General features: G+C 54.6%; 26 protein-coding genes and 1 pseudogene. 21 read left to right on the top strand and 6 right to left on the bottom strand.

Annotated features, from left to right (window positions below; genetic code table 11):
* Window positions 1-101: 101 nt before the first annotated feature.
* The 3 genes from Q8W24_RS04680 (at window position 102) to Q8W24_RS04670 (ending at window position 4,248) form a co-directional block, all read left to right on the top strand.
* Window positions 102-1,517 (top strand): acetyl-CoA carboxylase biotin carboxylase subunit, encoded by a 1,416-nt coding sequence (locus tag Q8W24_RS04680; RefSeq protein ID WP_305414364.1) that lies wholly within the window; start codon window positions 102-104, stop codon window positions 1,515-1,517.
* A 15-nt stretch (window positions 1,518-1,532) separates the two neighbouring features.
* On the top strand, window positions 1,533-3,332 hold the full coding sequence (gene oadA / locus Q8W24_RS04675) for a sodium-extruding oxaloacetate decarboxylase subunit alpha (RefSeq protein ID WP_305414362.1): 1,800 nt from the start codon (window positions 1,533-1,535) through the stop codon (window positions 3,330-3,332).
* A 244-nt stretch (window positions 3,333-3,576) separates the two neighbouring features.
* On the top strand, window positions 3,577-4,248 hold the full coding sequence (locus Q8W24_RS04670; RefSeq protein WP_303432797.1) for a carbonic anhydrase: 672 nt from the start codon (window positions 3,577-3,579) through the stop codon (window positions 4,246-4,248).
* 57 nt (window positions 4,249-4,305) lie between these two features.
* On the opposite strand, the gene Q8W24_RS04665 is transcribed toward Q8W24_RS04670, so the two are convergent.
* Window positions 4,306-4,563: a GlsB/YeaQ/YmgE family stress response membrane protein gene (locus Q8W24_RS04665; RefSeq protein ID WP_305474546.1), complete on the bottom strand. Its 258-nt coding sequence runs from the start codon at window positions 4,561-4,563 to the stop codon at window positions 4,306-4,308.
* A 306-nt stretch (window positions 4,564-4,869) separates the two neighbouring features.
* Between Q8W24_RS04665 and Q8W24_RS04660 the strand changes: the two genes are divergently transcribed.
* Both Q8W24_RS04660 and Q8W24_RS04655 read left to right on the top strand, forming a co-directional pair.
* Window positions 4,870-5,208 (top strand): hypothetical protein, encoded by a 339-nt coding sequence (locus Q8W24_RS04660; protein WP_305414360.1) that lies wholly within the window; start codon window positions 4,870-4,872, stop codon window positions 5,206-5,208.
* Window positions 5,209-5,224: 16 nt separating this feature from the next.
* Window positions 5,225-5,803: a hypothetical protein gene (locus tag Q8W24_RS04655; protein WP_305452463.1), complete on the top strand. Its 579-nt coding sequence runs from the start codon at window positions 5,225-5,227 to the stop codon at window positions 5,801-5,803.
* 9 nt (window positions 5,804-5,812) lie between these two features.
* Here Q8W24_RS04655 and Q8W24_RS04650 read toward each other — a convergent pair whose 3' ends face one another.
* The gene (locus Q8W24_RS04650; protein ID WP_303432802.1) at window positions 5,813-6,622 is read right to left on the bottom strand and encodes an inner membrane protein YpjD; all 810 of its coding nucleotides are present in this window, start codon (window positions 6,620-6,622) and stop codon (window positions 5,813-5,815) included.
* Between the two features lie 152 nt (window positions 6,623-6,774).
* Window positions 6,775-7,458 carry a DUF2461 domain-containing protein gene (locus tag Q8W24_RS04645; protein WP_305414358.1) on the bottom strand — a complete coding sequence of 228 codons (684 nt, stop codon included), beginning with the start codon at window positions 7,456-7,458 and terminating at the stop codon, window positions 6,775-6,777.
* A 470-nt stretch (window positions 7,459-7,928) separates the two neighbouring features.
* Between Q8W24_RS04645 and ffh the strand changes: the two genes are divergently transcribed.
* Window positions 7,929-9,350 (top strand): signal recognition particle protein, encoded by a 1,422-nt coding sequence (gene ffh / locus Q8W24_RS04640; RefSeq protein ID WP_303432806.1) that lies wholly within the window; start codon window positions 7,929-7,931, stop codon window positions 9,348-9,350.
* A gap of 143 nt (window positions 9,351-9,493) precedes the next feature.
* Complete coding sequence (locus tag Q8W24_RS04635; protein ID WP_303432808.1) at window positions 9,494-10,021, top strand: DUF3087 family protein; 528 nt, start codon at window positions 9,494-9,496, stop codon at window positions 10,019-10,021.
* Here Q8W24_RS04635 and Q8W24_RS04630 read toward each other — a convergent pair.
* The 3 genes from Q8W24_RS04630 to Q8W24_RS04620 all read right to left on the bottom strand — a co-directional run bounded on the left by Q8W24_RS04630 (window position 10,018) and on the right by Q8W24_RS04620 (window position 13,672).
* On the bottom strand, window positions 10,018-10,419 hold the full coding sequence (locus Q8W24_RS04630) for a NifB/NifX family molybdenum-iron cluster-binding protein (protein ID WP_303432809.1): 402 nt from the start codon (window positions 10,417-10,419) through the stop codon (window positions 10,018-10,020). The genes Q8W24_RS04635 and Q8W24_RS04630 overlap by 4 nt on opposite strands.
* Before the next feature lie 177 nt (window positions 10,420-10,596).
* Complete coding sequence (gene cueR, locus Q8W24_RS04625; RefSeq protein WP_303432810.1) at window positions 10,597-10,998, bottom strand: Cu(I)-responsive transcriptional regulator; 402 nt, start codon at window positions 10,996-10,998, stop codon at window positions 10,597-10,599.
* Between the two features lie 97 nt (window positions 10,999-11,095).
* Entirely contained in the window at window positions 11,096-13,672 is a 2,577-nt protein-coding gene (locus Q8W24_RS04620) for a heavy metal translocating P-type ATPase (protein WP_305474544.1), read from the bottom strand.
* Window positions 13,673-13,986: 314 nt separating this feature from the next.
* Between Q8W24_RS04620 and Q8W24_RS04615 the strand changes: the two genes are divergently transcribed.
* From Q8W24_RS04615 to Q8W24_RS04550, 14 genes and pseudogenes are all read left to right on the top strand, one after another.
* The gene (locus tag Q8W24_RS04615; RefSeq protein WP_303432812.1) at window positions 13,987-14,187 is read left to right on the top strand and encodes a heavy-metal-associated domain-containing protein; all 201 of its coding nucleotides are present in this window, start codon (window positions 13,987-13,989) and stop codon (window positions 14,185-14,187) included.
* Between the two features lie 107 nt (window positions 14,188-14,294).
* Window positions 14,295-14,696, top strand: a complete 402-nt coding sequence (locus Q8W24_RS04610; protein WP_303432813.1) for a hypothetical protein — start codon at window positions 14,295-14,297, stop codon at window positions 14,694-14,696.
* Window positions 14,696-15,010, top strand: coding sequence for a rhodanese-like domain-containing protein (locus Q8W24_RS04605; RefSeq protein ID WP_303432814.1), 315 nt, complete (start codon window positions 14,696-14,698; stop codon window positions 15,008-15,010). The genes Q8W24_RS04610 and Q8W24_RS04605 overlap by 1 nt, the downstream gene beginning before the upstream one ends.
* A 2-nt stretch (window positions 15,011-15,012) precedes the next feature.
* Window positions 15,013-15,399, top strand: a complete 387-nt coding sequence (locus tag Q8W24_RS04600) for a hypothetical protein (protein WP_303432815.1) — start codon at window positions 15,013-15,015, stop codon at window positions 15,397-15,399.
* A 536-nt stretch (window positions 15,400-15,935) separates the two neighbouring features.
* On the top strand, window positions 15,936-16,520 hold the full coding sequence (locus Q8W24_RS04595) for a PepSY-associated TM helix domain-containing protein (protein WP_370693301.1): 585 nt from the start codon (window positions 15,936-15,938) through the stop codon (window positions 16,518-16,520).
* A gap of 58 nt (window positions 16,521-16,578) precedes the next feature.
* Window positions 16,579-17,100: a DUF2271 domain-containing protein gene (locus Q8W24_RS04590; protein WP_305414354.1), complete on the top strand. Its 522-nt coding sequence runs from the start codon at window positions 16,579-16,581 to the stop codon at window positions 17,098-17,100.
* A gap of 37 nt (window positions 17,101-17,137) precedes the next feature.
* Window positions 17,138-17,968, top strand: a complete 831-nt coding sequence (locus tag Q8W24_RS04585; RefSeq protein WP_305474542.1) for a DUF4198 domain-containing protein — start codon at window positions 17,138-17,140, stop codon at window positions 17,966-17,968.
* Window positions 17,968-19,422 carry an NADPH cytochrome P450 oxidoreductase family protein gene (locus Q8W24_RS04580; protein WP_305474540.1) on the top strand — a complete coding sequence of 485 codons (1,455 nt, stop codon included), beginning with the start codon at window positions 17,968-17,970 and terminating at the stop codon, window positions 19,420-19,422. Before Q8W24_RS04585 ends, Q8W24_RS04580 begins: the two co-directional genes overlap by 1 nt.
* Window positions 19,423-19,628: 206 nt before the next feature.
* Window positions 19,629-21,032 carry a threonine synthase gene (gene thrC / locus Q8W24_RS04575; RefSeq protein ID WP_303432917.1) on the top strand — a complete coding sequence of 468 codons (1,404 nt, stop codon included), beginning with the start codon at window positions 19,629-19,631 and terminating at the stop codon, window positions 21,030-21,032.
* Between the two features lie 140 nt (window positions 21,033-21,172).
* Window positions 21,173-21,652 carry a DUF2947 domain-containing protein gene (locus Q8W24_RS04570; protein WP_305474539.1) on the top strand — a complete coding sequence of 160 codons (480 nt, stop codon included), beginning with the start codon at window positions 21,173-21,175 and terminating at the stop codon, window positions 21,650-21,652.
* A gap of 210 nt (window positions 21,653-21,862) precedes the next feature.
* Entirely contained in the window at window positions 21,863-22,336 is a 474-nt protein-coding gene (bfr, locus tag Q8W24_RS04565) for a bacterioferritin (RefSeq protein ID WP_303432822.1), read from the top strand.
* 10 nt (window positions 22,337-22,346) lie between these two features.
* Entirely contained in the window at window positions 22,347-22,829 is a 483-nt protein-coding gene (gene bfr / locus Q8W24_RS04560) for a bacterioferritin (RefSeq protein ID WP_305474538.1), read from the top strand.
* 136 nt (window positions 22,830-22,965) lie between these two features.
* The gene (locus tag Q8W24_RS04555; RefSeq protein WP_303432824.1) at window positions 22,966-23,214 is read left to right on the top strand and encodes a DUF2164 domain-containing protein; all 249 of its coding nucleotides are present in this window, start codon (window positions 22,966-22,968) and stop codon (window positions 23,212-23,214) included.
* Between the two features lie 210 nt (window positions 23,215-23,424).
* Window positions 23,425-23,749, top strand: a pseudogene (locus tag Q8W24_RS04550) (transposase); the annotation flags it as partial.

The following is a 23,749-nucleotide window of genomic DNA, read 5'->3' as shown; positions in this document are numbered from 1 at the left end:
TCTATAAGGTAAAGCTTATGGCTGACTAAAATAATATCAATTTTGGATTGATATACGAGTGTCGTAGGGTGAACCCATCAACCATGTTCGAGGCTTGACTCATGTTGAAGAAGGTACTGATCGCCAACCGTGGCGAAATTGCAGTGCGTATTGTGCGCGCTTGCGCCGAAATGGGAATTCGCTCGGTTGCCATCTACACCGAACCCGATCGTTATGGCCTGCATGTCAAACGAGCGGACGAAGCCTACTCTTTAGGGGACGATCCGTTAGCGGGTTATCTGGACCCTCTGCGACTAGTGAATCTGGCAGTCTCGACCGGTTGTGATGCCATCCATCCCGGTTACGGTTTTTTGTCTGAAAACGCGGAATTTGCCCGCCTTTGTGAAGCAAAAGGCGTTACCTTTATTGGCCCCAAATCGGCGGTGATTCATGGTATGGGTGACAAAACCCAGGCCCGTGATTCGATGCGGGCGGCGGGTGTGCCGGTTACGCCCGGTTCCGACGGTAACCTGGCAGACATTAGCGAAGCGTTAACGCTGGCAGAAGAGGTCGGCTACCCAGTGATGATCAAGGCCACTTCCGGTGGTGGTGGTCGGGGGATTCGCCGCTGCGACAGCCCGGAAGAATTACGCCAGCAGTACCCCCGAGTCATATCCGAAGCGACCAAGGCCTTTGGTTCTGCTGATGTATTTCTGGAAAAGTGCATCGTTAATCCCCGCCATATCGAAGTACAGATTCTGGCCGACAGCCAGGGAAATGTCATACATCTGTACGAACGCGACTGTTCGATCCAGCGTCGCAACCAGAAACTGATTGAGATTGCACCCAGCCCACAACTCACGCCGGAGCAGCGTGAGTATGTGGGCACTCTTGCCGTCAAGGCCGCCGCTGCGGTGGGCTATGAAAATGCCGGTACGGTTGAGTTTCTGCTGACCGGCAACAAGGTGTATTTCATGGAAATGAACACGCGGGTTCAGGTAGAGCACACCATTACCGAGCAGATTACCGGCGTCGATATTGTGCGCGAACAGCTGCGTATCGCTGCGGGTTTACCGCTCAGTTATCGTCAGCAAGACATCAGTTATCGCGGCTTTGCCTTGCAGTTCCGTATCAATGCCGAAGACCCCAAAAACGACTTTTTGCCCAGCTTCGGTCATATCACCCATTACTACGCGCCAGGTGGCCCGGGGGTTCGGGTAGATACAGCGATTTACACCGGTTACGACATTCCGCCTCATTACGATTCCATGTGTCTGAAGCTGATTTGCTGGGCCTTGACCTGGGAAGAAGTGATCGCCCGGGGTAAACGGGCCATCGATGATATGCGTTTGCGCGGAGTCAAAACCACAGCACCTTATTACCAGCAGATTCTGGCTCATCCAGATTTTGAAAAAGCGGTGTTTGATACCAGTTTTGTACCCAGCCATCCTGAGCTGATGAACTACTCAGAAAAACGAGACCCCAGTGAAATTGCCCTGGCGCTGGCCGCGGCCATCGCAGCCCATATGGCCGCCTAATCGAGGAGATTGAACATGACCAAGAAGCCAGTACAGGTAACCGACGTCACGCTGCGTGATGCTCACCAGTCGCTGATTGCTACCCGCCTGCGTACCGAAGACATGCTGCCGATCTGTGAAAAAATGGATCAAGCCGGATTCTGGTCGCTGGAAGTATGGGGTGGGGCAACGTTTGATGCTTGCGTCCGTTTTCTGAAAGAAGACCCCTGGGAACGCTTGCGCCAACTGCGGGCGGCGTTACCCAACAGCCGTTTGCAAATGCTGCTGCGAGGCCAGAACCTGCTCGGCTACCGCCATTACGCCGATGATGTGGTTGAGGCATTTGTCCATAAAGCGGCAGCAAACGGCATGGATGTGTTCCGGGTTTTTGATGCCTTGAACGACCTGCGCAACCTCGAAACCGCGATGAAAGCGGTCAAGGCCGCAGGCAAACACGCCCAGGGCACTATCTGTTACACCACCAGTCCGGTACACACGCTGGATCTGTTTGTGCAGCAAGCCAAGGATCTGGTCAATATGGGAGCCGACTCCGTTGCCATTAAAGACATGGCCGGTCTGCTGACACCGTATGGCACTTATGACCTGGTCAAGGCGCTGAAAGAAGCAGTGGACGTAGATATTGTGATCCACAGCCACAGCACTTCCGGTCTGGCGCCGCTGTGTCAGATGAAAGCGATTGAAGCCGGTGTCGACCGGATAGATACCGCGATTTCTTCCTTTGCCAGTGGTACCAGCCATCCGGCCTGTGAATCACAGGTGGCCGCGCTGAAAGGCACCGAATACGATACCGGGCTGGATCTGGAAGGGCTGGGCGAGATCGCCGATTACTTCCGTGATGTGCGCAAAAAATACCACCAGTTTGAATCTGAGTTCACCCGTGAAGATGTCTCGGTGCAAATCAACCAGGTGCCCGGGGGCATGATGTCCAACCTCGCCAACCAGTTGAAAGAACAGAATGCCCTCGACCGGATTCGCGATGTATTTGCAGAAATTCCACGGGTACGTGAAGACCTCGGCTTCCCTCCTCTGGTGACGCCGACTTCTCAGATTGTCGGCACCCAGGCGGTATACAACGTGTTGGCAGGGGAGCGTTACAAAACCATCACCAACGAAGTCAAACGTTACCTGCAAGGGGGATACGGCAAGGCACCGGCGGCCGTGAACGCCGAGCTGCAACAGCAAGCGATTGGTACGGAAGGTATTATTGAAACCCGTCCGGCGGATTTGCTGGATGCCGAAATGGCGCGCCTGAAAGCCGATATCGGCGAGTTGGCCCTGAATGACGAAGACGTACTGACCTTTGCCATGTTCCCGGATCTGGGGCGTGAATTCCTGCAGCAGCGTGCTGCCGGTACATTGATGCCCGAAGCGCTGCTGGCGGCGGATGTCGACAGCAAAAGCAAAATGGGTGTGGCCACTGAGTTCGTTATCGATGTGCACGGAGAAAGCTACGATATCGCAGTCACCGGCGTTGGTGATTTTGGGGCTGGCAAGCGCAAGATCTATCTCAGTATGGACGGCGTGCCACAAGAGGTGATCTTTGAACCGTTAAATGAATATGTTGATGACGGTGCCAGCAAAGGCCGTAAACGCGCAACGGAACCCGGTCACGTCACGGCCACCATGCCAGGTAATGTGGTGGATGTGCTGGTCAAGGAAGGCGATACCGTCAAAGCCGGTCAGGCAGTTATGGTGGCAGAAGCCATGAAAATGGAAACTGAAATCAGCGCCAATATCGCCGGTGTGATCCAGGCGGTTTATGTCACCAAAGGGGATCGCGTCACTCCCGGCGAAGTGCTGATCGAGATCGGCTGAGCCACTTCGTTTACGCACACAGGCAATCTGCTACAGGATATACATATCACTGTACTGATCGCGGCGACCATGACGCCCAATGCGGCAAGCAGCATAACCCGAGCCGGTTATGCTGCCCAACTCACCATGCTGATGGAATGACTCCGATGATTCACATCAAAAGAGATGTGTTGATTACGCGGGTGACGTAATCTCCCGGCTTATAAATCGGAACAACCGCTTGATGGCATTTTGAGGAAGAGAGATGAAAAAACTGGTGCAGGGTGTGCTGAATTTTCAGCAAAACATCTACCCGAAAAATAAAGACCTGTTTGGTGAGCTGGCCGATGGCCAAAGCCCGGATGTCCTGTTTATTACCTGTTCTGATTCCCGCATTGATCCTAACCTGGTCACCGGTTCAGAACCTGGCGACCTGTTTATTTGTCGCAACGCCGGCAACATTGTGCCGCCACCCTCGAACTTTACCGGGGGGATGACGGCTTCTATTGAATACGCTGTTGCGGTACTCGGGGTGCGCCATGTAATTATCTGTGGCCATACCGACTGCGGCGCGATCAAGGGGGCGCTGGATATTCAGGCGATCAAGGATCAGGGTTTACCACACGTAAAAGAATGGCTGGGGCACTGCCGTTCCGCCATGGATATTGTGCGTGAGCGTCATGGCATCGCCTGGAATACACCGGTAGATACCTGTTACCTGAATGAGGCCATCAGCCAGAACGTTTTGCAGCAGGTCGCCCATATTCGGACGCATCCTTGTGTGGCCGCCAAGGTGGCCGCCAAAAAGATTTATCTGCATGGCTGGGTGTATGACATCAAGAGCGGCGATATTTTGTGCAGCGATGAACAGTGTGAAGACTTTATGCCGTTTGCCGAGCGTTACGCAGACCATATCAAGGCACTCGCTGACAGCTGACACAAGGAACCCAATATTGCTTCCGGCAGAGTCCCGTGTCTGGTTGGCCTGATCCTTTTACGGATCGGGCTTTTGCATGACATCACCAATGTACAGCAAGAGTAATGCCCCGACCGTTGCCATCAGGGCCGAACCAATAAAACCAATGGCGGCAAGGTCGGTGAGCGCAAAGACAAGACCACCAATAAACGCCCCGACAATACCAATTATCAGATTGACAATAACCCTGAAGCCACCTTCTTTTTTGAGCGTACTGATCAGCCATCCGGCAGTCGCGCCAATGAATAAAAACACCAATAAATTCGCTAACTCCATGATTTCCCCTCCTCTCTTGTTTATTGGCTGATGTTGTACCCGTCGCCATGCCTGCCTTTGGATTGATGTGCCTTGCATAGTTCAAGAAAATCGATAATGACACATGAAATCAATGTGATGCCTGATGTTCAGCATTGACAAAGTATCAGAGTGTTTCTGACAGCCTTGTCGGGTTGATGACAAAAAAGCCTACGAAACCCTGGGCAAAGAGGTCAAAAGGGCGGTTTTTACCCTGGCCCCTGGCTTGCTGACGTATCAAGGACACCTTCATTCAAAGCATAGCGTCAGACGCTACAGGAGCCAGTTATGTCAGCGACATTTGAACTGAAAACGACGATCAGCCAGGCATTTACGTTTGAACTGCTCAGTAGTCGTGGCCACTCACTGCTGTTGGGCGGTGATTACCCGACCAAAGCCGAGGCCGAACAAGGAATCAAGGACGTGCAGCTGGGTTCGTTGATGGGACATCAGATTGCAGCAGGCCGAACCCCGGCAGGTGAGACCTTTTTTGTTATCAAGGACACCCAAGGCCAGATCATTGCCAAAAGTGCGTTATTTGGAGATCAGATGTTGTTCGACAACGCCCTGCACGCCGTCAAGGATAACGCCTGCATTGCAGCGATTGCTGATTTGACGACAGCCTGACAAGTGGAGAAAGGCGATGAATAATGAGCTGACTATTCTGAAAGAATTGGCAGTCGTGTCTGTTACCCGGGCGGAATGGCTGGAAATTCACCGTACGGTGGCTGGCCATGTGCCGGGTAGCGACTTTTCACAGACCTTTGAGGCGATGGTGCAGGATGTATTGAAGGTCTACGATTTTGTCGGCGACATCCTGTCTCCCTTTGTGGCACTTAACTCAGTGGCCGCTTTTGAGGCAGGCTTCGATTCGTTGATGGCTACCTATCAGGCTGGGTATCTGGCGGAAGCCAGCAAGCCCAGACACTACTGTGACGACGCCTACGAGCACTTTATCGAGATACAGCAAAGCAAGGTATTCAATACCCGCTATCCACTGCTGAAGCACACGTTTGACCGGCTGGATTACATCGTCGACAAGTTCATCGCCAATGACGCCTGGCTGGTGATGAGTATCGAAACCGTGATGAAACGCCTGAGTCGCTGGCTGAATGGCATTGCCGAACTGAAAAAATCCGATGGCGAGGATGCTTTCTGGGTGTATCAGGGGCTGATGGCCAGTATCTGTGACTATTTGCAGTTACTGAGCCAGCGCCGCTGATTGCTGGTTTTATCGATCGATCAGTACTTCCAGCACAAACTTGGAACCGAAGTAGGACAGCACCAGAAAACCGGTACCGATTAACGTCCAGCGGCTGGCTGTGACACCACGCCAGCCAAAGCGATAACGACCAAACAGCAGCAAGGCAAATACCGACCAGCCAATCGAGGCAAAAGCGACCTTGTGAATCAGATGCTGCTCTTTCAGATCCACCACACTCGGCCAGCCAATGGCAAACGCCATGGTCAGTAGAATCATACCCAGCCAGATCATCTCAAACAGCAGCACATCCATGGTCTGTAGCGGTGGCAAGGCCTGGATCAGGCCGTGGGTCTTGTGCTTGCGCAAGTGACGGTCCTGCAAGGACAGCAGGATCGACTGCACTGCCGCAATCACAAACACGCTGTATGCCAGCATCGAGAGCATGATATGCCAGACCAGGCCGTAGCTGAGATGCTGTAAAGACTCGTGGCGCTGGGACAGCGATGACACCAGCAGCACTATCACAATCATCGGGAATAACCCGACAAACAGATTCTCTACCGGTTTTTTCAGACTGGAAAACAGCAACAGCAAGGTAATAAGCAGACCGATTACAGAGCCAATGTCATAAAAGGCGAAATTGATTCCGGACTGGTCGCTACTGTTGGTGGCGGCACTGAACACCAGTACACCCATATGGGTGAGAGAGGCCAGCATGGCCAGGGTGAGCACCATATTACGATTGGCCGGGCGATCACCACGAATGGTTTGCCACTGGCGGAAGGCAGAAAACAGATACAGGGCAGCCGCAGGAAGGGCAACAAAAAATTCGGACATAAACAGGTTTCCAAAAAGACGCGTCCAGTGTCGCACATGGCTTCCGCTTCGCAAAGCAGATGCCATGCCGAGATAACCCCGTTGGGGAGCAATTGGCATGCCGGTCAAGAGCGGCGGCTCGTTCATCGGGATTATTCTGCTGGCGTGTTACTTCAGTATCTCAACCCAAGGGCATCGCAGAGCCAGCCCTGAAATGGACTGGCAGCCCGAAAGCGCCGGGCGACCTGATCGCAAAAGTCGGCCTGAAACAGCATGGCCGGGTCTAATGTAGTCAGGGCAATAAAATCCTTGCGCTTGATTTCCTCAATGTGCGGATGTTCCTTGTCGTAACCCCGGGGTGGCCGGATCAGGCGGTCACCCGCCAACTGAAAGTATTGCTGGAAATCATCGTTCGCCATGGCATCCAGATAATGGGCCGGTCGTTCTGCCAGCGCGTCGCGAATCCTGCCCAGTGAGGGCGAATCCGGGTGCCAGACACCCACGCCGATAAATACCTCGTCCGGTTCAATGTGCAGGTAAAACCCCGGCGCATGGACATCCTTGCTTGATTCATGGCGAAACTGGATGCCTACATTCAGCTTGTACGGCGTTTTGTCCTTCGAAAAACGGGTATCCCGGTACGGCCGCATTAACGATCCGCCCACTTTTTTGGCCACCGCGGTGTAATACGGAGAGATGGCACGAACTTCCATTTCCATCGCCGCGATAAACGCCAGCGCCGGGCCTCGCACCTGCTGTTCGTATTCGGCCTTGTGTTGTTGAAACCAGGCCTTGTTGTTGTTCTCTCGCAGTTGTTGCAAAAAAGTCAGTAATTCCGGTGAAAAAGCTGTAAACATCGTGTTGCTCTCCCAAGAGGTGGCGGCGATGGCATGAGTTCCCGCGGCCGCGTTTGATTGGTTACCAGAACCCGGGTAGCCAGGCAAGCGGCTTTGCCTGGTCGGCGCTGGTGTCGAGCTTGCCACCAACGGGTATGGTTCGGGTAACGTCGACTGTGACGAATTCGCCCACGGGTGTGAAGATAACCGCCTTTAAAGAGGGTATACTCGGGGGGACATCTATTTAGTCCGGTGCTCACTCTGGGCCACTGGATGGTTTCGAATCACGAAGCCGACTTGCAGGCCTGACGGGTCAAGTCACAAGTCGGCGACACCGAGTCGAGATCATCCGGCAGCCCCTGAACAACGGCAACATTCGCGCAGAGCCGTGCAAGATTAAATCGATGTCCTCTCAAGGCTATTTTTCGCAAACGAAGCGCCGGTCCGGTTATCCAGTCCCGGCCAGACGTACCAGCATACGAGTTGTCATTATGTTCGAAAGTTTGACCGACCGACTTGGCAAAGCCCTCAAAAGCATTTCCGGCCAGGCCAAGTTAACCGAAGAAAACATCAAAGGCACTGTGCGTGAAGTTCGCATGGCGCTGTTGGAGGCCGACGTGGCCTTGCCCGTGGTGAAAGCCTTTACCGATCAGGTTAAAGAGCGCGCCATTGGCACCGAGGTGCTGAAAAGCCTGAATCCGGGTCAGGTCTTTCTGAAAATTGTCCATGAAGAGCTGCAAAGCGTCATGGGTGAAGCCAACGAAAAACTGAACCTGGCGACCCAGCCTCCGGCTGTTGTGCTGATGGCCGGTCTGCAAGGTGCGGGTAAAACCACCACCGTCGCCAAGTTGGCCAAATATCTGGCCGAGCGTGAAAAGAAAAAAGTCATGGTGGTCTCTGCCGACGTGTATCGTCCGGCCGCCATCAAACAGCTGGAAACCCTTGCCAACGAAGTCGGGGCGCTGTTTTACCCGTCTGATATCAGCCAGAAACCTTTGGTCATTGCCCGCGGTGCGATCGACGCGGCGAAAAAGGCCCACGCTGATGTGCTGCTGGTGGATACCGCCGGACGTCTGGCGGTCGATGACGCCATGATGGCCGAGATCAAGGAACTCCACGCCGGAATCAACCCGATCGAAACCCTGTTTGTGGTTGATGCCATGACGGGTCAGGATGCTGCCAACACCGCCAAGGCCTTCAGTGAAGCCTTGCCATTGACCGGGGTGGTACTGACCAAGGCAGACGGTGATGCGCGTGGTGGTGCGGCCCTGTCGGTGCGTCATATTACCGGCAAACCGATCAAGTTTATGGGGATGGGTGAGAAGACCGACGCGCTGGAGCCTTTCCATCCCGATCGTGTTGCTTCCCGTATTCTCGACCTGGGTGACGTACTGACCCTGATCGAGGAAGCCGAACGTAATATCGACAAGGCCAAGGCCGACAAGCTGGCGAAAAAACTGCAAAAAGGCAAAGGCTTCGATCTTGAAGACTTCCTCGACCAGTTGCAGCAAATGAAAAATATGGGTGGCCTGACCGGTATGCTCGACAAGTTGCCGGGCATGGGCAACATGAACCAGATGGCGAAACAAACCACCGCCGCTGAAAGCCAGTTCAAGCAGATGGAAGCGATTATTTTTTCCATGACGCTGGACGAGCGCCGTTTCCCGGACAAGATCAACGGTTCCCGTAAAAAACGTATTGCCAACGGCTCTGGCTCCCAGATCCAGGACGTTAACCGGGTGCTGAAACAGCACAAGCAAATGCAGAAAATGATGAAAAAAGTCACCGCCAAAGGTGGCATGAAAAAAATGATGCGCGCCATGGGTGGTATGGGTGGCGGCGGTATGGGCGGTCCGGGTGGCGGCTTGCCACCGGGCTTTGGCGGTGGTGGCGGTATGCCACCCATGCGCTAGGCCATCAGCTGGTCAATAAACCAGTCGATACCCAAAAGCCTGATGTGGTTATCCCCGTCAGGCTTTTTTTATGCCGTTACCTGCTTAACAACCCATTCTGTTTTATGCTGCGGCTTCTTTTTATCGATACAGGAAGGATGATTGTGCAGTTGCGTCCCATAGACAAGAGCAGCTACAAAAAACGTCTTAATCAAGTGCAGGGTGGCGCGGTGGTGGCCTTGCTGGTACTGGCGCTACTGTTCTCTGAACTGTATCGGGGGTTATGGGCCAATGGTGAGTCCAGCACCTGGTTAAATGCGCTGGCTGTCGCCACGGCTGCGGGGCTGGTCGGGTTGGTCTTTAATATCATCAAGGACAAACCCTGGATGGCGGACGTGGTGTACCTGTGGCGCCTGAAGCAGGAGCTGAACCGGATTTATCGCAGCAGCAAGCTGATAGAACAGGCGTTGGCTGATGGCGATCGTGAGGCATTTGTGATTCAGAACTTTAACTTGCGCGGCGCCAAGCTGTTGTACACCGCCGAAGACAACACTCTGACGCTGCCAGAGTTGCAAGAGAAAATCATCGAACTGGAAGCCACTCTGGCAGAGCGGCAATTGACCGTATCCGTTGATGAATACAGCCCGGCGCTGTTGGATGCCTTTAAACAGCGGCTGAAGTCAGGAGTTTAGCGGCCGCTGACTGCCTGGCGATGCTCGGGGTCGAGGCACGGCAGTTCTTCATGAGGGCGGCCGGGGGCAAGGTTGCTGTTGAGATAAGCGATGACTGCCGTGACCGGGTCAGATTCCGACGTCGCCACCAGAGTCGTGTGGCGTTCAGCCAGTCTCCGGGTGACACCTTCCCCGGCCGATCCGCAAATCGCAATATCCACCTCGTGTAATGGGTGCCGGTTACCGTCACCGCGGACATGCCATTCATGCAAGCTGCCTGCTGGTGACAAGGTCAGGTTCCAGACCAGTTCGGGCTGGCCCTGTGAGATGGCATAGACATGCCAGTGTGCTGCTCGGCCAGCGTGGGGAGATACGCTGCCGTTGTCTTGTACGGCAACGGCGATCAGGGTGTCTGTCATGGGAGTTCCTCCGGTTAATGGCGTTATGCTAAAACGGGAAGGCATTGCGAATTTGATCCGTCGCAGGCAAGGGCACATCAATCGGACGAAAATGTCCAGAATGGCATGACTGAGCATTGAGTGGTGCACTGACGCTTGTACCGGTTGTGCTGAACTGGCTGTTATTGATACCGCCAGTTATTTCTGCGGCTGAGGATTGGCGATTTCTTCCAGAATCGGACAGTCCGGGCGATCGTCACCGGCACAGCCTTGCAGCAGCGATTGCAAGCTGCTGACCATGGCTTGCAGCTCTGTAATGGTGTGATTCAGCACGTCAATATGTTCGGTGGCCAGACGTTTGACGTCTTCGCTGTGGCGAGACTGGTCTTGCCACAGGGCCAGCAGTTCTCCGGTTTTTTTAATCGAAAATCCCATATCCCGGGCGCGACGGATAAACCTCAGTGTATGAATATCGGCCGAGGAGTACTGGCGATAGCCTGCAGCGCTGCGTCCCGCAGGCTGGATCAGGCCAATATTCTCGTAATAGCGCAGCATTTTGGCGCTGATGCCTGAGGCGCGGGCGGCGGCTCCAATGTTCATGCTGGTCTCCTGTCTTGTGGGACAATCGTGTGAAGGGTCAACCGTGTGAAGGGTCAACCGTGTGAAGGAGCCATTGTTGTCTGGAAGATCACCGTGATCAGGCCAGACGGACACGGTTAAGTCGCAAGGCATTGCCAATAACAAACACCGACGACATGGCCATGGCAGCGGCCGCAACGGCGGGGGATAACAACCAACCGAAGGATGGATAAAACACCCCGGCCGCCAATGGCACCAGAGCTGCGTTGTAGGCAAAAGCCCAGAACAGGTTCTGGCGAATATTGGTCATGGTGGCCTTGCTCAGGGCAATAGCCGTGCGGGCACCGTTAAGGTTACCCGACATCAGTACCACGTCGGCGGCTTCAATGGCGACGTCGGTGCCTGTTCCAATCGCCATGCCGATATCGGCGGCGGCCAGTGCCGGGGCATCGTTGATGCCGTCACCAACAAAGAGCAATTGTTGGCCTGTCGGGAGTTTGTTCTTGAGCTGTTGCAAGGCGTCGACCTTGCCGCTGGGTAATACCTCGGCAATCACCTGATCGATCCCCAGTGTCTGTGCAATGGCCGCGGCGGTGTGGTGGTTGTCGCCGGTAATCATTACCACCTTGAGACCCAGCTGGTGCAAACCGGCAATGGCGGCGGGGGTGCTGGCCTTGATCGGGTCCGAGACGGCGATAATGGCGGCGAGTTGGCCTGCCAATGCCACATACAGTGGCGTTTTGCCTTCCTGGCCGAGTCGGGCAGCGGTATGGGCCAGCGGGCGAATATCGATGCCGAGTTGTTGCATCAGTCGATCCGATCCCAGTGCAATGGCCTGCATCTGTTTATTTTGCGTGACGTCTGTCATCACCCTGGCGGTTACCCCCAAGCCCGCAAGCGAGGCGAAGTCGGAGCAGGTCGGCAGGCTCAGTTGTTGTTGCTGCGCGGCATCTTCAATGGCGCGGGCAATGGGGTGTTCGGAGTGTTGTTCAACCGCCGCGATCATGGCCAGCAGAGAATCTGCTTCAAGATCCGGGGTGACGTCGAAATCGGTCAACGCCGGTTTGCCCTCAGTCAGGGTGCCGGTTTTATCGAATGCAATCATCGCCACATCCTGTAACTGTTGCAGGGCCTCTCCTTTGCGGAATAACACACCGATGGCCGCCCCGCGCCCGGTGCCGACCATCAGCGAGGTGGGGGTGGCCAGCCCCATGGCACAAGGGCAGGCAACAATCAGCACCGCGATGGCGTTGACCAAGCCAAAGGTTAATGCCGGTTCAGGCCCAAAGATCAGCCATACCCCAAAAGTCAGCAAGGCCAGCGCCATAATGGTAGGCACAAACCAGAGTGTGACCTTGTCGACCAGGGCCTGAATTGGCAGTTTGGCCCCCTGGGCCTGCTCGACCATACGAATAATCTGCGCCAGTACGCTGTGTTCTCCAACGGCGGTTGCCTGCAGGGTCAGGGCACCGGACTGGTTCAGGGTGCCACCGGTAACGCTGTCGCCGGGTTGACGGTGAACGGCTACCGGCTCTCCGGTGAGCATGGATTCGTCGACATAGCTGTCTCCTGCCACTACTTTGCCATCCACCGGGATGCGCTCACCGGGCCGCAGTTCGATACGATCTCCCGCTACTACATCGGCGAGGGCGATTGTGACCCGCTGGCCATTACGCTGTACCCGTGCTGTCTGGGGCTGCAGTCCCATCAGGTGGCGAATGGCGGCGGAGGTTTTCCCCTTGGCCCGGGCCTCCAGCAAACGCCCCAGCAGAATCAGCGTGACGATTACCGCCGCGGCTTCGTAATACACGTGCACGGTGCCGTGTGGCAGCAAGCCGGGTGCCAGTGTGGCGATGGTGGAGAACCCCCAGGCTGCCAGCGTACCGACCGCCACCAATGAATTCATATCGGGTGCGGCATGCAGCAGGGCGGGAATGCCCCGCAGATAAAATCCTCGTCCCGGGCCTAGCAGCACCAGCGTGGTCAACGCGCCTTGTATCATCCAGTTGGTGTGTTGGCCCAGAACGGTCATAAGCCACTGCTGCAGCACTGGCACCAAATGGCCTCCCATGGCCAGCATAAACACTGGCAAGGTCAGGGCCACGGCCAGCCAGAAGTCGCGCTGGTATATTCTGGCTTCGGCGTTGCGCTTGGCCTGGGTGTCCAGCGACGCTTGCCCAGCGGGTTCGGCGCTGCTGATGGCGCGGGCGCCAAAACCGGCTTTGTCGATCACGGTGATCAGGTGTTCGGCGGTGGTGCCGGGCAGACATTGGATGCGTGCCTGTTCCGTACTCAGATTAACCTCGGCCTTGATGACGCCAGCCTGCAGATTGAGTTGTCGTTCGATACGACCGGAGCAGGACGCACAGGTCATGCCTTCGATGGCCAATTCTATGGGGGGCGGCAGATGCACTTTGTACCCGGCGAGGGTAATGGCGTCCATCAGGGCCTGTACCGACAGGCTGGCCTGGGGGGTTGTCGATGATCCGGCGGGTGCTGGTCTGGCTGTTACGGTGGCGGTTTCCGTCGCCAGATTAACGTTGGCGTCTTCGACACCGTCGACGTGGAGCAGTGCTTTTTGCACTCTGGCAGCGCAGGAGGCGCAGGTCATGCCATCGATACGCAGCTGCACTGTGTGTTCTGCGAGAGCTACGGTTGGGTCGGTGGCTGGGCTGGTGGTAGCAATGGCAGACATGGCATCTCCTTGTCAGGTTGTCAGGTCGAATAAAGCGTCAGTGTTGGCGGTGCCAGTTAATCAGCGGCGATGAGAAGGACAGGGTAAACCTTCCCATTATGGCAAGGTAAACCGAATCAGGATAAATCCGTCAGTCTGTACCCTGTCCATCGAGCCAGATCAATAGAATGGTATTTGGCGTTGCGGTTGTATTGACCTTGTCATGGGGACAGGGCTCATATGAAAGCGGTGTTGAATCATCAACATAGCATCAGAACCCACATTAAAATCACCGCGGCGGAGCACAGATACCCGCCGATAAAACAGGAGTCATCATGATGAAACTCAGTGTCGAAGGCATGACGTGCAGTGGCTGTGTTAACGCGGTTACCCGCATTATTACTGGACTGGATGATCAGTCTGAAGTCCAGGTGTCGCTGGCAAGCGGGCTGGTAGAAACCAATGCCCGGGTCGCGGCAGCCGAGTTGATCGCGGCGTTACATGAGGCTGGCTTCCCGGCTCACGAGCAAGGGTAACCGAATCATAGCGGCCAATAGCCCTTCTGTGAGGCAGGCCCAGCAAGCTGGCAGACTCTTTGCAATACCTCTTTGTGAGTTGGCAATTGACTAGGGAGACTGCCGTTATGACACTGTATTGCGGGGCATATTTGCCAGAAAGCGGGTTATCAGACAGCCCGTTTGTCGGGGCGCTGACAAGGGTTGCAGCAAAACTGACAAGTATGAGCGGGCGTCAGACCAACACGGAAGATCCTCATCTGGATCTCTACTTTCTGGTGCCGGGCAGCACCGATGTACCGCCGTTTCGGGGGATGCGTTTTCATTCATTTGACCGCACCAATCGGCGTTTGCGGATCGAATCCTCGGTCCCTGCGCATATGGTTGGGTCCCGTCACTGTCAGGCCTATGTACTGGCGGCGATTCAGGATGCGGTCGAAAACGCCGCCGACTTCTTTTCGCGTGAACATATCGAGTTTGATCACCAGTCCTACGACTCCATGATCAGCCGGTTAGTGGAGACGCACTGATGACCGATCCCGTCAAAATGATTCTGTGTGAAGACATCCAGAATCTGCTCGACAAGCCCGATCTGTTGCTGCTCGATTGTCGCGATGTTGGCGACTATCGCAGCCATCATCTTGAAGGGGCCTTGCATGCCCACGACAGCCTGATCGAAAGTCTGGTGCGCAAGGGCGACAAGCAACGACCGATCCTGATTTATTGCTACTCGGGTCATCGCAGTGAAAACCTGTGTGAGCTGTTTGGCGGCTTCGGTTTCAAACAGGTCTATAACCTTGGTGGAGGCTACCTGCGCTGGCAGGAGCTGCAAGTGGCAAGCTGATTATGAAAACCACCATGCAGACCGACCCGGCAGGTATCCGGGTCGGCGAATTGAATATCTGGGCGATGGACAAGGATCAGGATATCAAGCACCTGTTGCTGCTGCTGACAGAACAGCTGGGGGAGGATGGGTTTGCGATTGACGAACGCATCCTGACCGATCTGCGAGCGGTGTATATTTGTGATCTGGACGAACCGGAAATGCGCGCTTACCTGTATACCCTGGGTCAGGCGCCAGGTCGTTATGGCGTTCATCTGGAGTACCCCGAGTCATCGGAAGCCAATCCGGTGTACGACGTGTTTGAAAACCTGTCACTGCCATCACTGGTCAGTATCCTGGCTGTTCATCTGGACGTGAATGAAATCCAGCCTTTGCCTGTATTGCATTAACCGCGTCTTGCATTAACCGCGTCTTGCATTAACCGCGTCTTGCATTAACCGCGTCTTGCATTAACCGCGTCTTGCATTAACCACATCTTATGCTGTGTCCTGCAGTAACCGCCCTGCATTCACTCATGGCAGGCTGTTGCGCAGGTGATCTTGCCGTTCTCTGAATTTTTCTGTTATTCCCGGCACTGTTCCTGTGCTGTGCCTGTGCCTGTGCCTGTGCCTGTGCCTGTGCCTATGCCTATGCCTATGCCTATGCCTATGCCTATGCCTATGCCTATGCCTATGGCCTGCTATTGGCATATCGGTCTGCCTGTTATACCTACAAAACGCACTGATACTGTTTCTCATTAATATTTTCAATTGTAGATTTGTAACTAACTGAGACACACTCTGTCGCCACAAAAAGGACCGTTGGCGCCGTGTATTACGTGTTCATCGTCTGATTCATCCACTTGACCATAACAAACAGGGACACCATGTCTGCGGCGCCCCCGGCAGCAAATTCTGCAACTCCAGTAGCCACCCGTTGGAAATCCGTGTCGTTGGCGACCTTGCGCCAATGGCATTGGGTCAGCTCCGCCTTGTGTCTGGTCGGCATGCTGCTGTTCGCCATCACTGGCATCACCTTGAACAACGCCCGCCATATTCCCGCCGAAGCCGTGGTTACCACCATCGAAACCACCTTGTCGCCCGGCTTGCTGGAGATACTGGCACAGCGTTCAGACGGCCCCTTGCCTTTGTCGGTGCGGCAATGGCTGCAGCAAAACCACGATCTGAGTATTCCGGCACTGGATGCCGAATGGGACGATCTTGAAGTCTACCTCGGTATGCCGCGACCGGGCGGTGATGCCTGGCTGAGCCTGGATCTGGAATCCGGCTGGCTGATTTACGAAAAGACCGACCGTGGGCCAATCTCGTTTCTGAACGATTTGCACAAAGGCCGTAATACCGGAGTGGCGTGGAGCTGGTTTCTGGATGTGTTTTCGGTCAGTTGCATTGTTTTTTCTCTGAGTGGCTGCTGGTTGCTGGTGCGATATGCCCGCCAGCGGCCGGGAACCTGGCCGATGGTGTCGCTGGGACTGGTGATACCTCTGCTGCTGGTTTTACTGACCATCCATTAAATCTGTAACGCGCCATCCTTGGCGGATGGCTCATGAACACACCATATAAGGAGTCTGTATGTTACCGGGTAAAAAATGCTTGCTGGTTCTGGCAGCCAGTGTGCTGGCCAGTCAGGCAAGCGCTACCGAGTTGCGCATCGGTATTGAACTGCCTGACCTCAAGGTCGCGGAATACCACAAGCCCTATGTTGCGATCTGGCTGGAAAACAAGGACACCCGCGCAGTGACCAATCTGGACGTCTGGTACGACGCCGACATGGCGGATAACGAAGGTAACAAGTGGCTGAAAGACATGCGCCAGTGGTGGCGCAAAAGCGGCCGTTCGCTGGATATGCCCGTCGACGGCATCACCAGTGCCACCCGTGGCCCAGGCCAGTACGACCTTTCTTTTCGTAGCAATCAGGCCCGGTTGGCGGACTTGCCAGCGGGTAATTACCAGCTACGTGTGGAAGCCGCTCGGGAAGTGGGCGGACGTGAACTGCTGAGCATCCCGTTTCAATGGCCGGTGGACGGCAGCTTCAGTGCCACCGCCAATGGCTCCAAAGAGCTGGGCGACGTTGTCCTCAGTATCCAGCCCTGATCCTTGCCAACCCATCATTTGATAAAGGAATACGTGTATGAAACCACTGAAATTATTGAGCGCTGCCGTTTTGGCCGGTGCGACCCTGATGTCGATGCAGGTCAATGCGCACCGTGCCTGGATCTTGCCGGATGTGACGGTCTTGTCCGGAGAAGAGCCGGTGGTGGCGTTTGATGCTGCTGTCTCCAACGAAATCTTCAATTTTGACCATTTTGCCCTGAACGTTAAGAGAGTTCGTATCACCGCACCCGATGGCAGCATGGTGGAGCCGGAAAACGCCGCCAAAGCCCGCTACCGCAGCACCTTCGATCTGACCCTGAAGCAAGAAGGCACGTACCGGGTCTTTATCGCCTCACAAGGTCTGCGTGCGCGCTGGGAAAAAAGTGATGGCAAGCGAGGCTCTTACCCAGGGCGAGGTGAAGACTACACCCAGGAAGGTTTTGACAAGAACGTCCCCAAAAACGCCAAAAACCTGAAAGTAAGCCAATACTCCCGCCGCCTGGAAACCTTTGTGACTGCTGGCGAACCCTCCGACAATGCCAACAAGGTGACTGGCCAGGGCTTTGAAATGAAGCCGGTAACACATCCGACAGACCTGTACGTTGGGGAAGACGCGACGTTCCAGTTTCTGATTGACGGCAAGCCCGCCAAAGGCGCAAAAGTCACTCTGATTCGTGAAGGTTCCCGCTACCGCAACGATCAGGAAGCCATCGAGCTGACCACCAGTCGCCAGGGTAATATCCAGATTGACTGGCCTGCCCCGGGTCGCTACTTCCTGGAAGCAGAATACAAGGATGACGACGCCAAAAAACCGGCTACCGAACGTACCGGCAGCTACGTGGGTGTCTTTGAGGTACTGCCGGACTGATGAGTTACATCGGGATGGCGGAACTGCAAGCCATTGTACTGGTGCTGGCCTGGTTGCTGTTGACGGGCTGGTGTTATCGGCACCGGCTCAGCTGGGGGGTTACACCTGCTGACGCCGATGGTGTCGGTGGGCCATTGTGTGTCTACGCCAGCGAAAGCGGCCATGCCCGCTCGCTGGCGGAACAGTGGCAACAGCGATTGCAGCACCAGGGTCGTGCTGCTCACCTGCTAACCCTGAATCAGCTGACTCAGGCACTGTTGTCGTCCTCATTGCCGCACGGTCGGGATATCTTTCTCTTTATCAGCACCACCGGAGAAGGAGAAGCCCCGGATAATGGCAACCGGTTTTTGTCCCGGTTGCAAGACCCGCGCTCTGACCATGAGCGCTGGACGTGTCGGGTTGCCGTTCTGGCGCTGGGAGACCGTGCCTACCCGGAATTCTGTGCGTTTGGGGTGGCTGTCAGTGATGCCTTGCAGGCAGCAGGGGCCGAGCGATTGTTTGAGCCGGTGCTGGTGGATAATCTGGCTCCGGCCGATTTGCAGCGCTGGCAGTCTCATCTCGACAGGGTGTCGGATTATACCGGTCTGAGTGCCGGTTTATGGGGCGATACGACTGCCATCACAGAGACCGACGGTATTTCGACAGCCGCCGCTGCTGGGCTGTTATCCGCCAAGCCGGCGCATACGCCAAGTGTCTTGTTACGGCGGCAGTGTCTGAACCACGGCAGCCCCGGTCATCGGGTGTTCGAACTGGATTTTCAATGCTCCGACGTCTGGCAAGCCGGAGATATCGCCCGGCTGAGTCTGGATGATGCGGCGGGCAAAATACAAAGCCGCGATTACACCATCGCCAGCATGCCATCGGAAGGGCATCTGCGGTTGCTGGTACGGGAGCAGTTCCAGGCTGATGGTCAGCCCGGACTGGGCAGCGGCTTTTTATGTACACAATTGCCATTGCAGGCAGCAGCGCGTTTACAGGTTATTGAGAACACTGGTTTCCATGCCCCGGATACCGATGTCCCGCTGATTCTGATTGGTAATGGCACCGGGCTGGCCGGACTGCGGGCGCATCTGCAGCAGCGCTTTGAACGGAGTTCGACGGCCCGGCATTGGCTGATCTTTGGTGAACGTACCCTGGCTCACGACGCGCTCTGGCAGACAGAGTTGCAGCAATGGCAAGCGCAAGGTTTGCTGGGGCGTCTGGATTTGGCGTTCTCCCGCGACATTGACGGAGAGTTACAGGCAGGGTATCTGACCCGGGGGTATGTGCAGCAGGTGCTGGAACAACAGCAGCAAGAACTGCAGCACTGGCTGCAACAGGGCGCGATGATTTATCTGTGTGGCAGTCGTGCCGGTATGGCCAGCGCTGTTGATCAGGTACTGCGTGCTGTACTGGGAGATGATCAGGTCGATGCGCTGGATGTGCAGGGCCGTTATCGCCGTGATGTCTATTGAATATGGGCACTTGCCCGGTGGAGCAAGTCGTCAGTCAGGTGACGGCTTGCTGTTCACAATTCCTCCTGCTGGTCGTGCGCAATGCGGTCAAAACAGGTAAGCTAGCCCACTTTTCTAGCACCCTGCCGGTACATTGATGGTCTGCACGGCCACGCCGGTGTTGGCGCTGCACGAATCCACCACTGCATTCGGGTTTTCACACCATGATGAAATACATCTCCACTCGGGGTAATGCGCCAGAGCTGGCGTTCGACGACGTTCTGTTAACCGGTCTGGCCGCTGACGGCGGCCTGTACGTACCGAAAGACGTGCCACAATTCTCTCTGGAAGAGATTGAATCCTGGCGTGACCTGTCGTACACCGAACTGGCGCACAAGGTGATTTATCCCTTCGTGGAAGGTTGCGTAGACGCCGATGCATTACAAGGCATGATCGATGATGTATACGGTGCTTTTGGTCATAAAGCCGTTGCGCCGTTGCAGCAGATCGACCACAACGAATACGTGCTGGAACTGTTTCACGGCCCGACGCTGGCGTTCAAGGATTTTGCCCTGCAACTGCTGGGACGCTTGCTGGATTACGTACTGGAACGGCGTCAGGAAAAGGTCGTGATCATGGGAGCCACCTCGGGTGATACCGGCTCGGCGGCCATCGAAGGCACCAAGGCTTGTCGTAATGTGGATATCTTTATCCTGCATCCCCATGGCAAGGTCTCTGAAGTGCAACGCCGCCAGATGACTACCGTTACCGGCGACAATATCTTCAACATCGCCATCGAAGGCAATTTCGACCAGGCGCAGGATATGGTCAAGGCCAGCTTTGGCGACCAGTCCTTCTTGCGCGGTGAACGCAAGCTGGTCGCTGTCAACAGCATCAACTGGGCACGCATCATGTCCCAGATTGTTTATTACTTCTATTCCAGCCTGAACCTGGGTGGTCCACTGCGGCCAATGGCATATTCGGTACCGACCGGGAATTTCGGCGATATTTTTGCCGGATACATGGCGCGTAAAATGGGCCTGCCAATCGAGCAGCTGATCATTGCGACCAATGAAAACGACGTCCTGCATCGGTTGATGAGCCAGAACCTGTACGAAGTTCACCCGCTCAAGCACACCATCACGCCATCCATGGACATTGCCGTATCGTCCAACTTTGAGCGTCTGTTGTTTGACCTGTACGATCGCGACGGCGCCGCTCTGGCCGACCTGATGGGCCGGATGAATGCCAAAACCGAAGTGGTCTCCCTCGACGCAGACAAGCTGGCCAGCGCCCGCCAGTTGTTCGACAGCCTCGCGGTGGATCAGGATGCCACCATCGCAACGATGCAACAGGTCTTTGCCGAAACCGGCTACCTGCTGGACCCGCATACCGCCATTGGTGTGAAAGCCGCTCGGGAATGCCGTCGCAACCCCCGGATTCCGATGATCACATTGGGCACCGCGCATCCGGTGAAATTCGAAGAAGCGGTCCAGCGCGCCGGATTCGAAATGCCCAAACTGCCGCATCATCTAACCGATCTGATGGAACGCGAAGAGCGGTTGAGCGTATTACCTGCCGATCTGGCCACCGTGCACGCATTTATTGCCAGCCACACCTTCAAAGACTGATTGGCTTGCCAGCGGGCACCAGCGTGCCCGCTGCCTGGTTTCTTATCACTTGACCACCGACCACTGGACTGCTGTGCAGATTATGGTAACGGTGGTACATCTGACATTCCGAGTTTGACTCTCTTCCCTCGAGGCTTGCCATGCAGTACGTATCCCTGAACGACTTTAAATGGGGCTGGATTTTCCGTCATCGTGAATTACCGATCGATTCTGAGACGTTGGCGCTGATTCGCCCGCTCGACAAGGCCTCAGCCAACCAGTTCTGGAAAACCCATATCAGCAAGGAAGCGGCGCATGCCAGCCACTTTCTAGGTGATGACTGGCCATCCAAAAAAGGTATCTGGCAGCCGAAGGCAAACTGGCAGAATGCCTGGGAAGCCGACGAAAACAGCATGCCGGAAGACCTGGCGCAGCATATTCACTGGGAGACCAACGTCACCGTCTTTTTTTGTTACAACGTCGATCATATTGTCCAGACGCGCTGGGATATATTTCAGCAACACTGGAAGAATTTTCTTTTTGTTGATGACCAGCCAATGTTACTGGGAAAGAGTCGTGATGAAGTGGTGTGGTTTTTTAATGATGGCTTATATCAAACAGGAACTCGTCCTAAACGGTGATGGTTTTCAAATGATAAGGCGATTGAGTTTTATTGATATAAAATTGTTTAAAATCAATAACTTGTTTGTTTTGCTACAAAATTGAAAATTCAATAATATTGGTAGATGCAAACTTATTTATAACGTAAATATTGCATTTACAGACTTGCCGACCAGCCTTTTGATACCTAGACTTGGCATCAATGTAATCACGACAAGGATTAGGGGCTTATGAAAGGCGATAGCAAGGTTATTGAATACCTGAACCAGGTGTTAACCATTGAGCTGACTTCGATCAACCAGTATTTCCTGCATGCCCGCATGTATAAGAACTGGGGTTTCGAAGCACTCGACAAAAAATGCTTCAAAAAATCCATCAAGGATATGAAACAGGCTGATGAACTGATTGAACGCGTACTGTTTCTGGAAGGCCTGCCTAATCTGCAGAAACTGAATCGTCTGCGCATCGGTGAAAGCCCGGCCGAGATGTTGCAGTGCGACATGGACCAGATCGTCGAACAGCTGGCGCTGCTGCGTGAAGCCATCGCCTACTGTGAATCGGTCAAGGACTTCGTCAGTCGCGAAGTACTGGAAGAAATCACCGAGTACGAAGAAGAGCATCTGGACTGGATCGAAACCCAGCAGCATCTGATCGCCAACACCGGTATCGAAAACTATCTGCAGTCCATGATGAGCGACGACTAAGGGGAACACCATGAAAGGCAATCAACAGGTTATTGAAAAACTGAACGAACTGCTGGCGGGTGAACTCACTGCCATGGACCAGTACTTTGTTCACTCTTGCATGTATCAGGACTGGGGCCTGGACAAGCTGTACGTCCGTATCTCCCACGAATTTGATGACGAAAAACAACACGCTGCCGACCTGATTGAACGTATCCTGTTCCTCGAAGGCACACCCGATATGGTCACCCGTACACCGATTCACGTTGGTAACGATGTACCGACCATGTTGCAGAATGACCTGAATCTCGAATATCAGGTGGTGACCGATGTTCGTGAGGTGATGGCTTATTGCGAGTCGGTTCAGGATTATGTAACGCGTGATATCTTGCTGAAAATGCTGGATGACACCGAAGTGGACCACGCTTACTGGCTGGAAAAACAGCTGGGCCTGATCAAGCGCATCGGCTTGCAGAACTACCTGCAATCACAAATGGATGCCCCCGCTGCCTGAGGATGCAATGCCCGCAGCTGCTGTCCGCTTTGACAGGACTGCGCCAACTCAAGCACGATTCAAAACAGCCCCTTGTTGAGCGATCAACCTGGGGCTGTTTTTTATCATCAAAATAAAGGGTTAGCCAGGAACCGATATGAACGAAATTCGATTTTCTACAGAACAAAAATCACATATGGCAGCCAAAGTGAAAAAATACTTCAACGACGAGCTGCAGCAAGACATTGGCAGCTTTGATGCCGAGTTTCTGATTGATTTTTTTGCCCGTGAAATCGGCCCGTATTACTACAATCGTGGTTTGCAAGACAGCCAGCAGTTGCTGCATGAAAAGATGGAAGAAGTGGGCTATTTGCTGCAAGAGCTGGAACAGCCAGAGGGGGAGTGAAATCCTCTATTAAGACACCCACTAAACAATCCTACTATTGAGACACCCATCAACTCGACAATCCATTGAGACACCCATCAATCAAGCAATAACAATCCATTGAGAAACAATCCATTGAGACACCCACCAATCAAGTACTTTTGCCTGATTCCATTGCCGCGTCGCGATGTCATAATTGAAAATCATCAACTTCACGGACGGAGTTCGACTATGCCCAAGCCTCGTAAACAACAGGTCTCGATTGAGGCCACGCCTTATTACCACTGCGTTTCCCGCTGTGTACGCCGCGCTTATCTGTGCGGAACAGATTCAGTGTCTGGCCAGAGTTACGAACATCGGCGCGGCTGGCTGGAAGAGCGTATTCTGGCGTTACCGCAAATATTCGCCATCCAGGTTGCGGCTTATGCAGTGATGTCGAATCACTACCACGTGGTGCTGTTTATCGATACCCGGCAGGCTCAGGCCTGGAGCGATATGGACGTTGTGCTGCGCTGGCATCAGCTGTTCAAGGGCAATGCGCTGTCGCAGCGGTTTG

This window comes from Oceanobacter sp. 4_MG-2023, assembly GCF_030689165.1.
Taxonomy (GTDB): domain Bacteria; phylum Pseudomonadota; class Gammaproteobacteria; order Pseudomonadales; family Oceanobacteraceae; genus Oceanobacter.
This window is presented reverse-complemented; position numbering and strand designations above follow the sequence as displayed.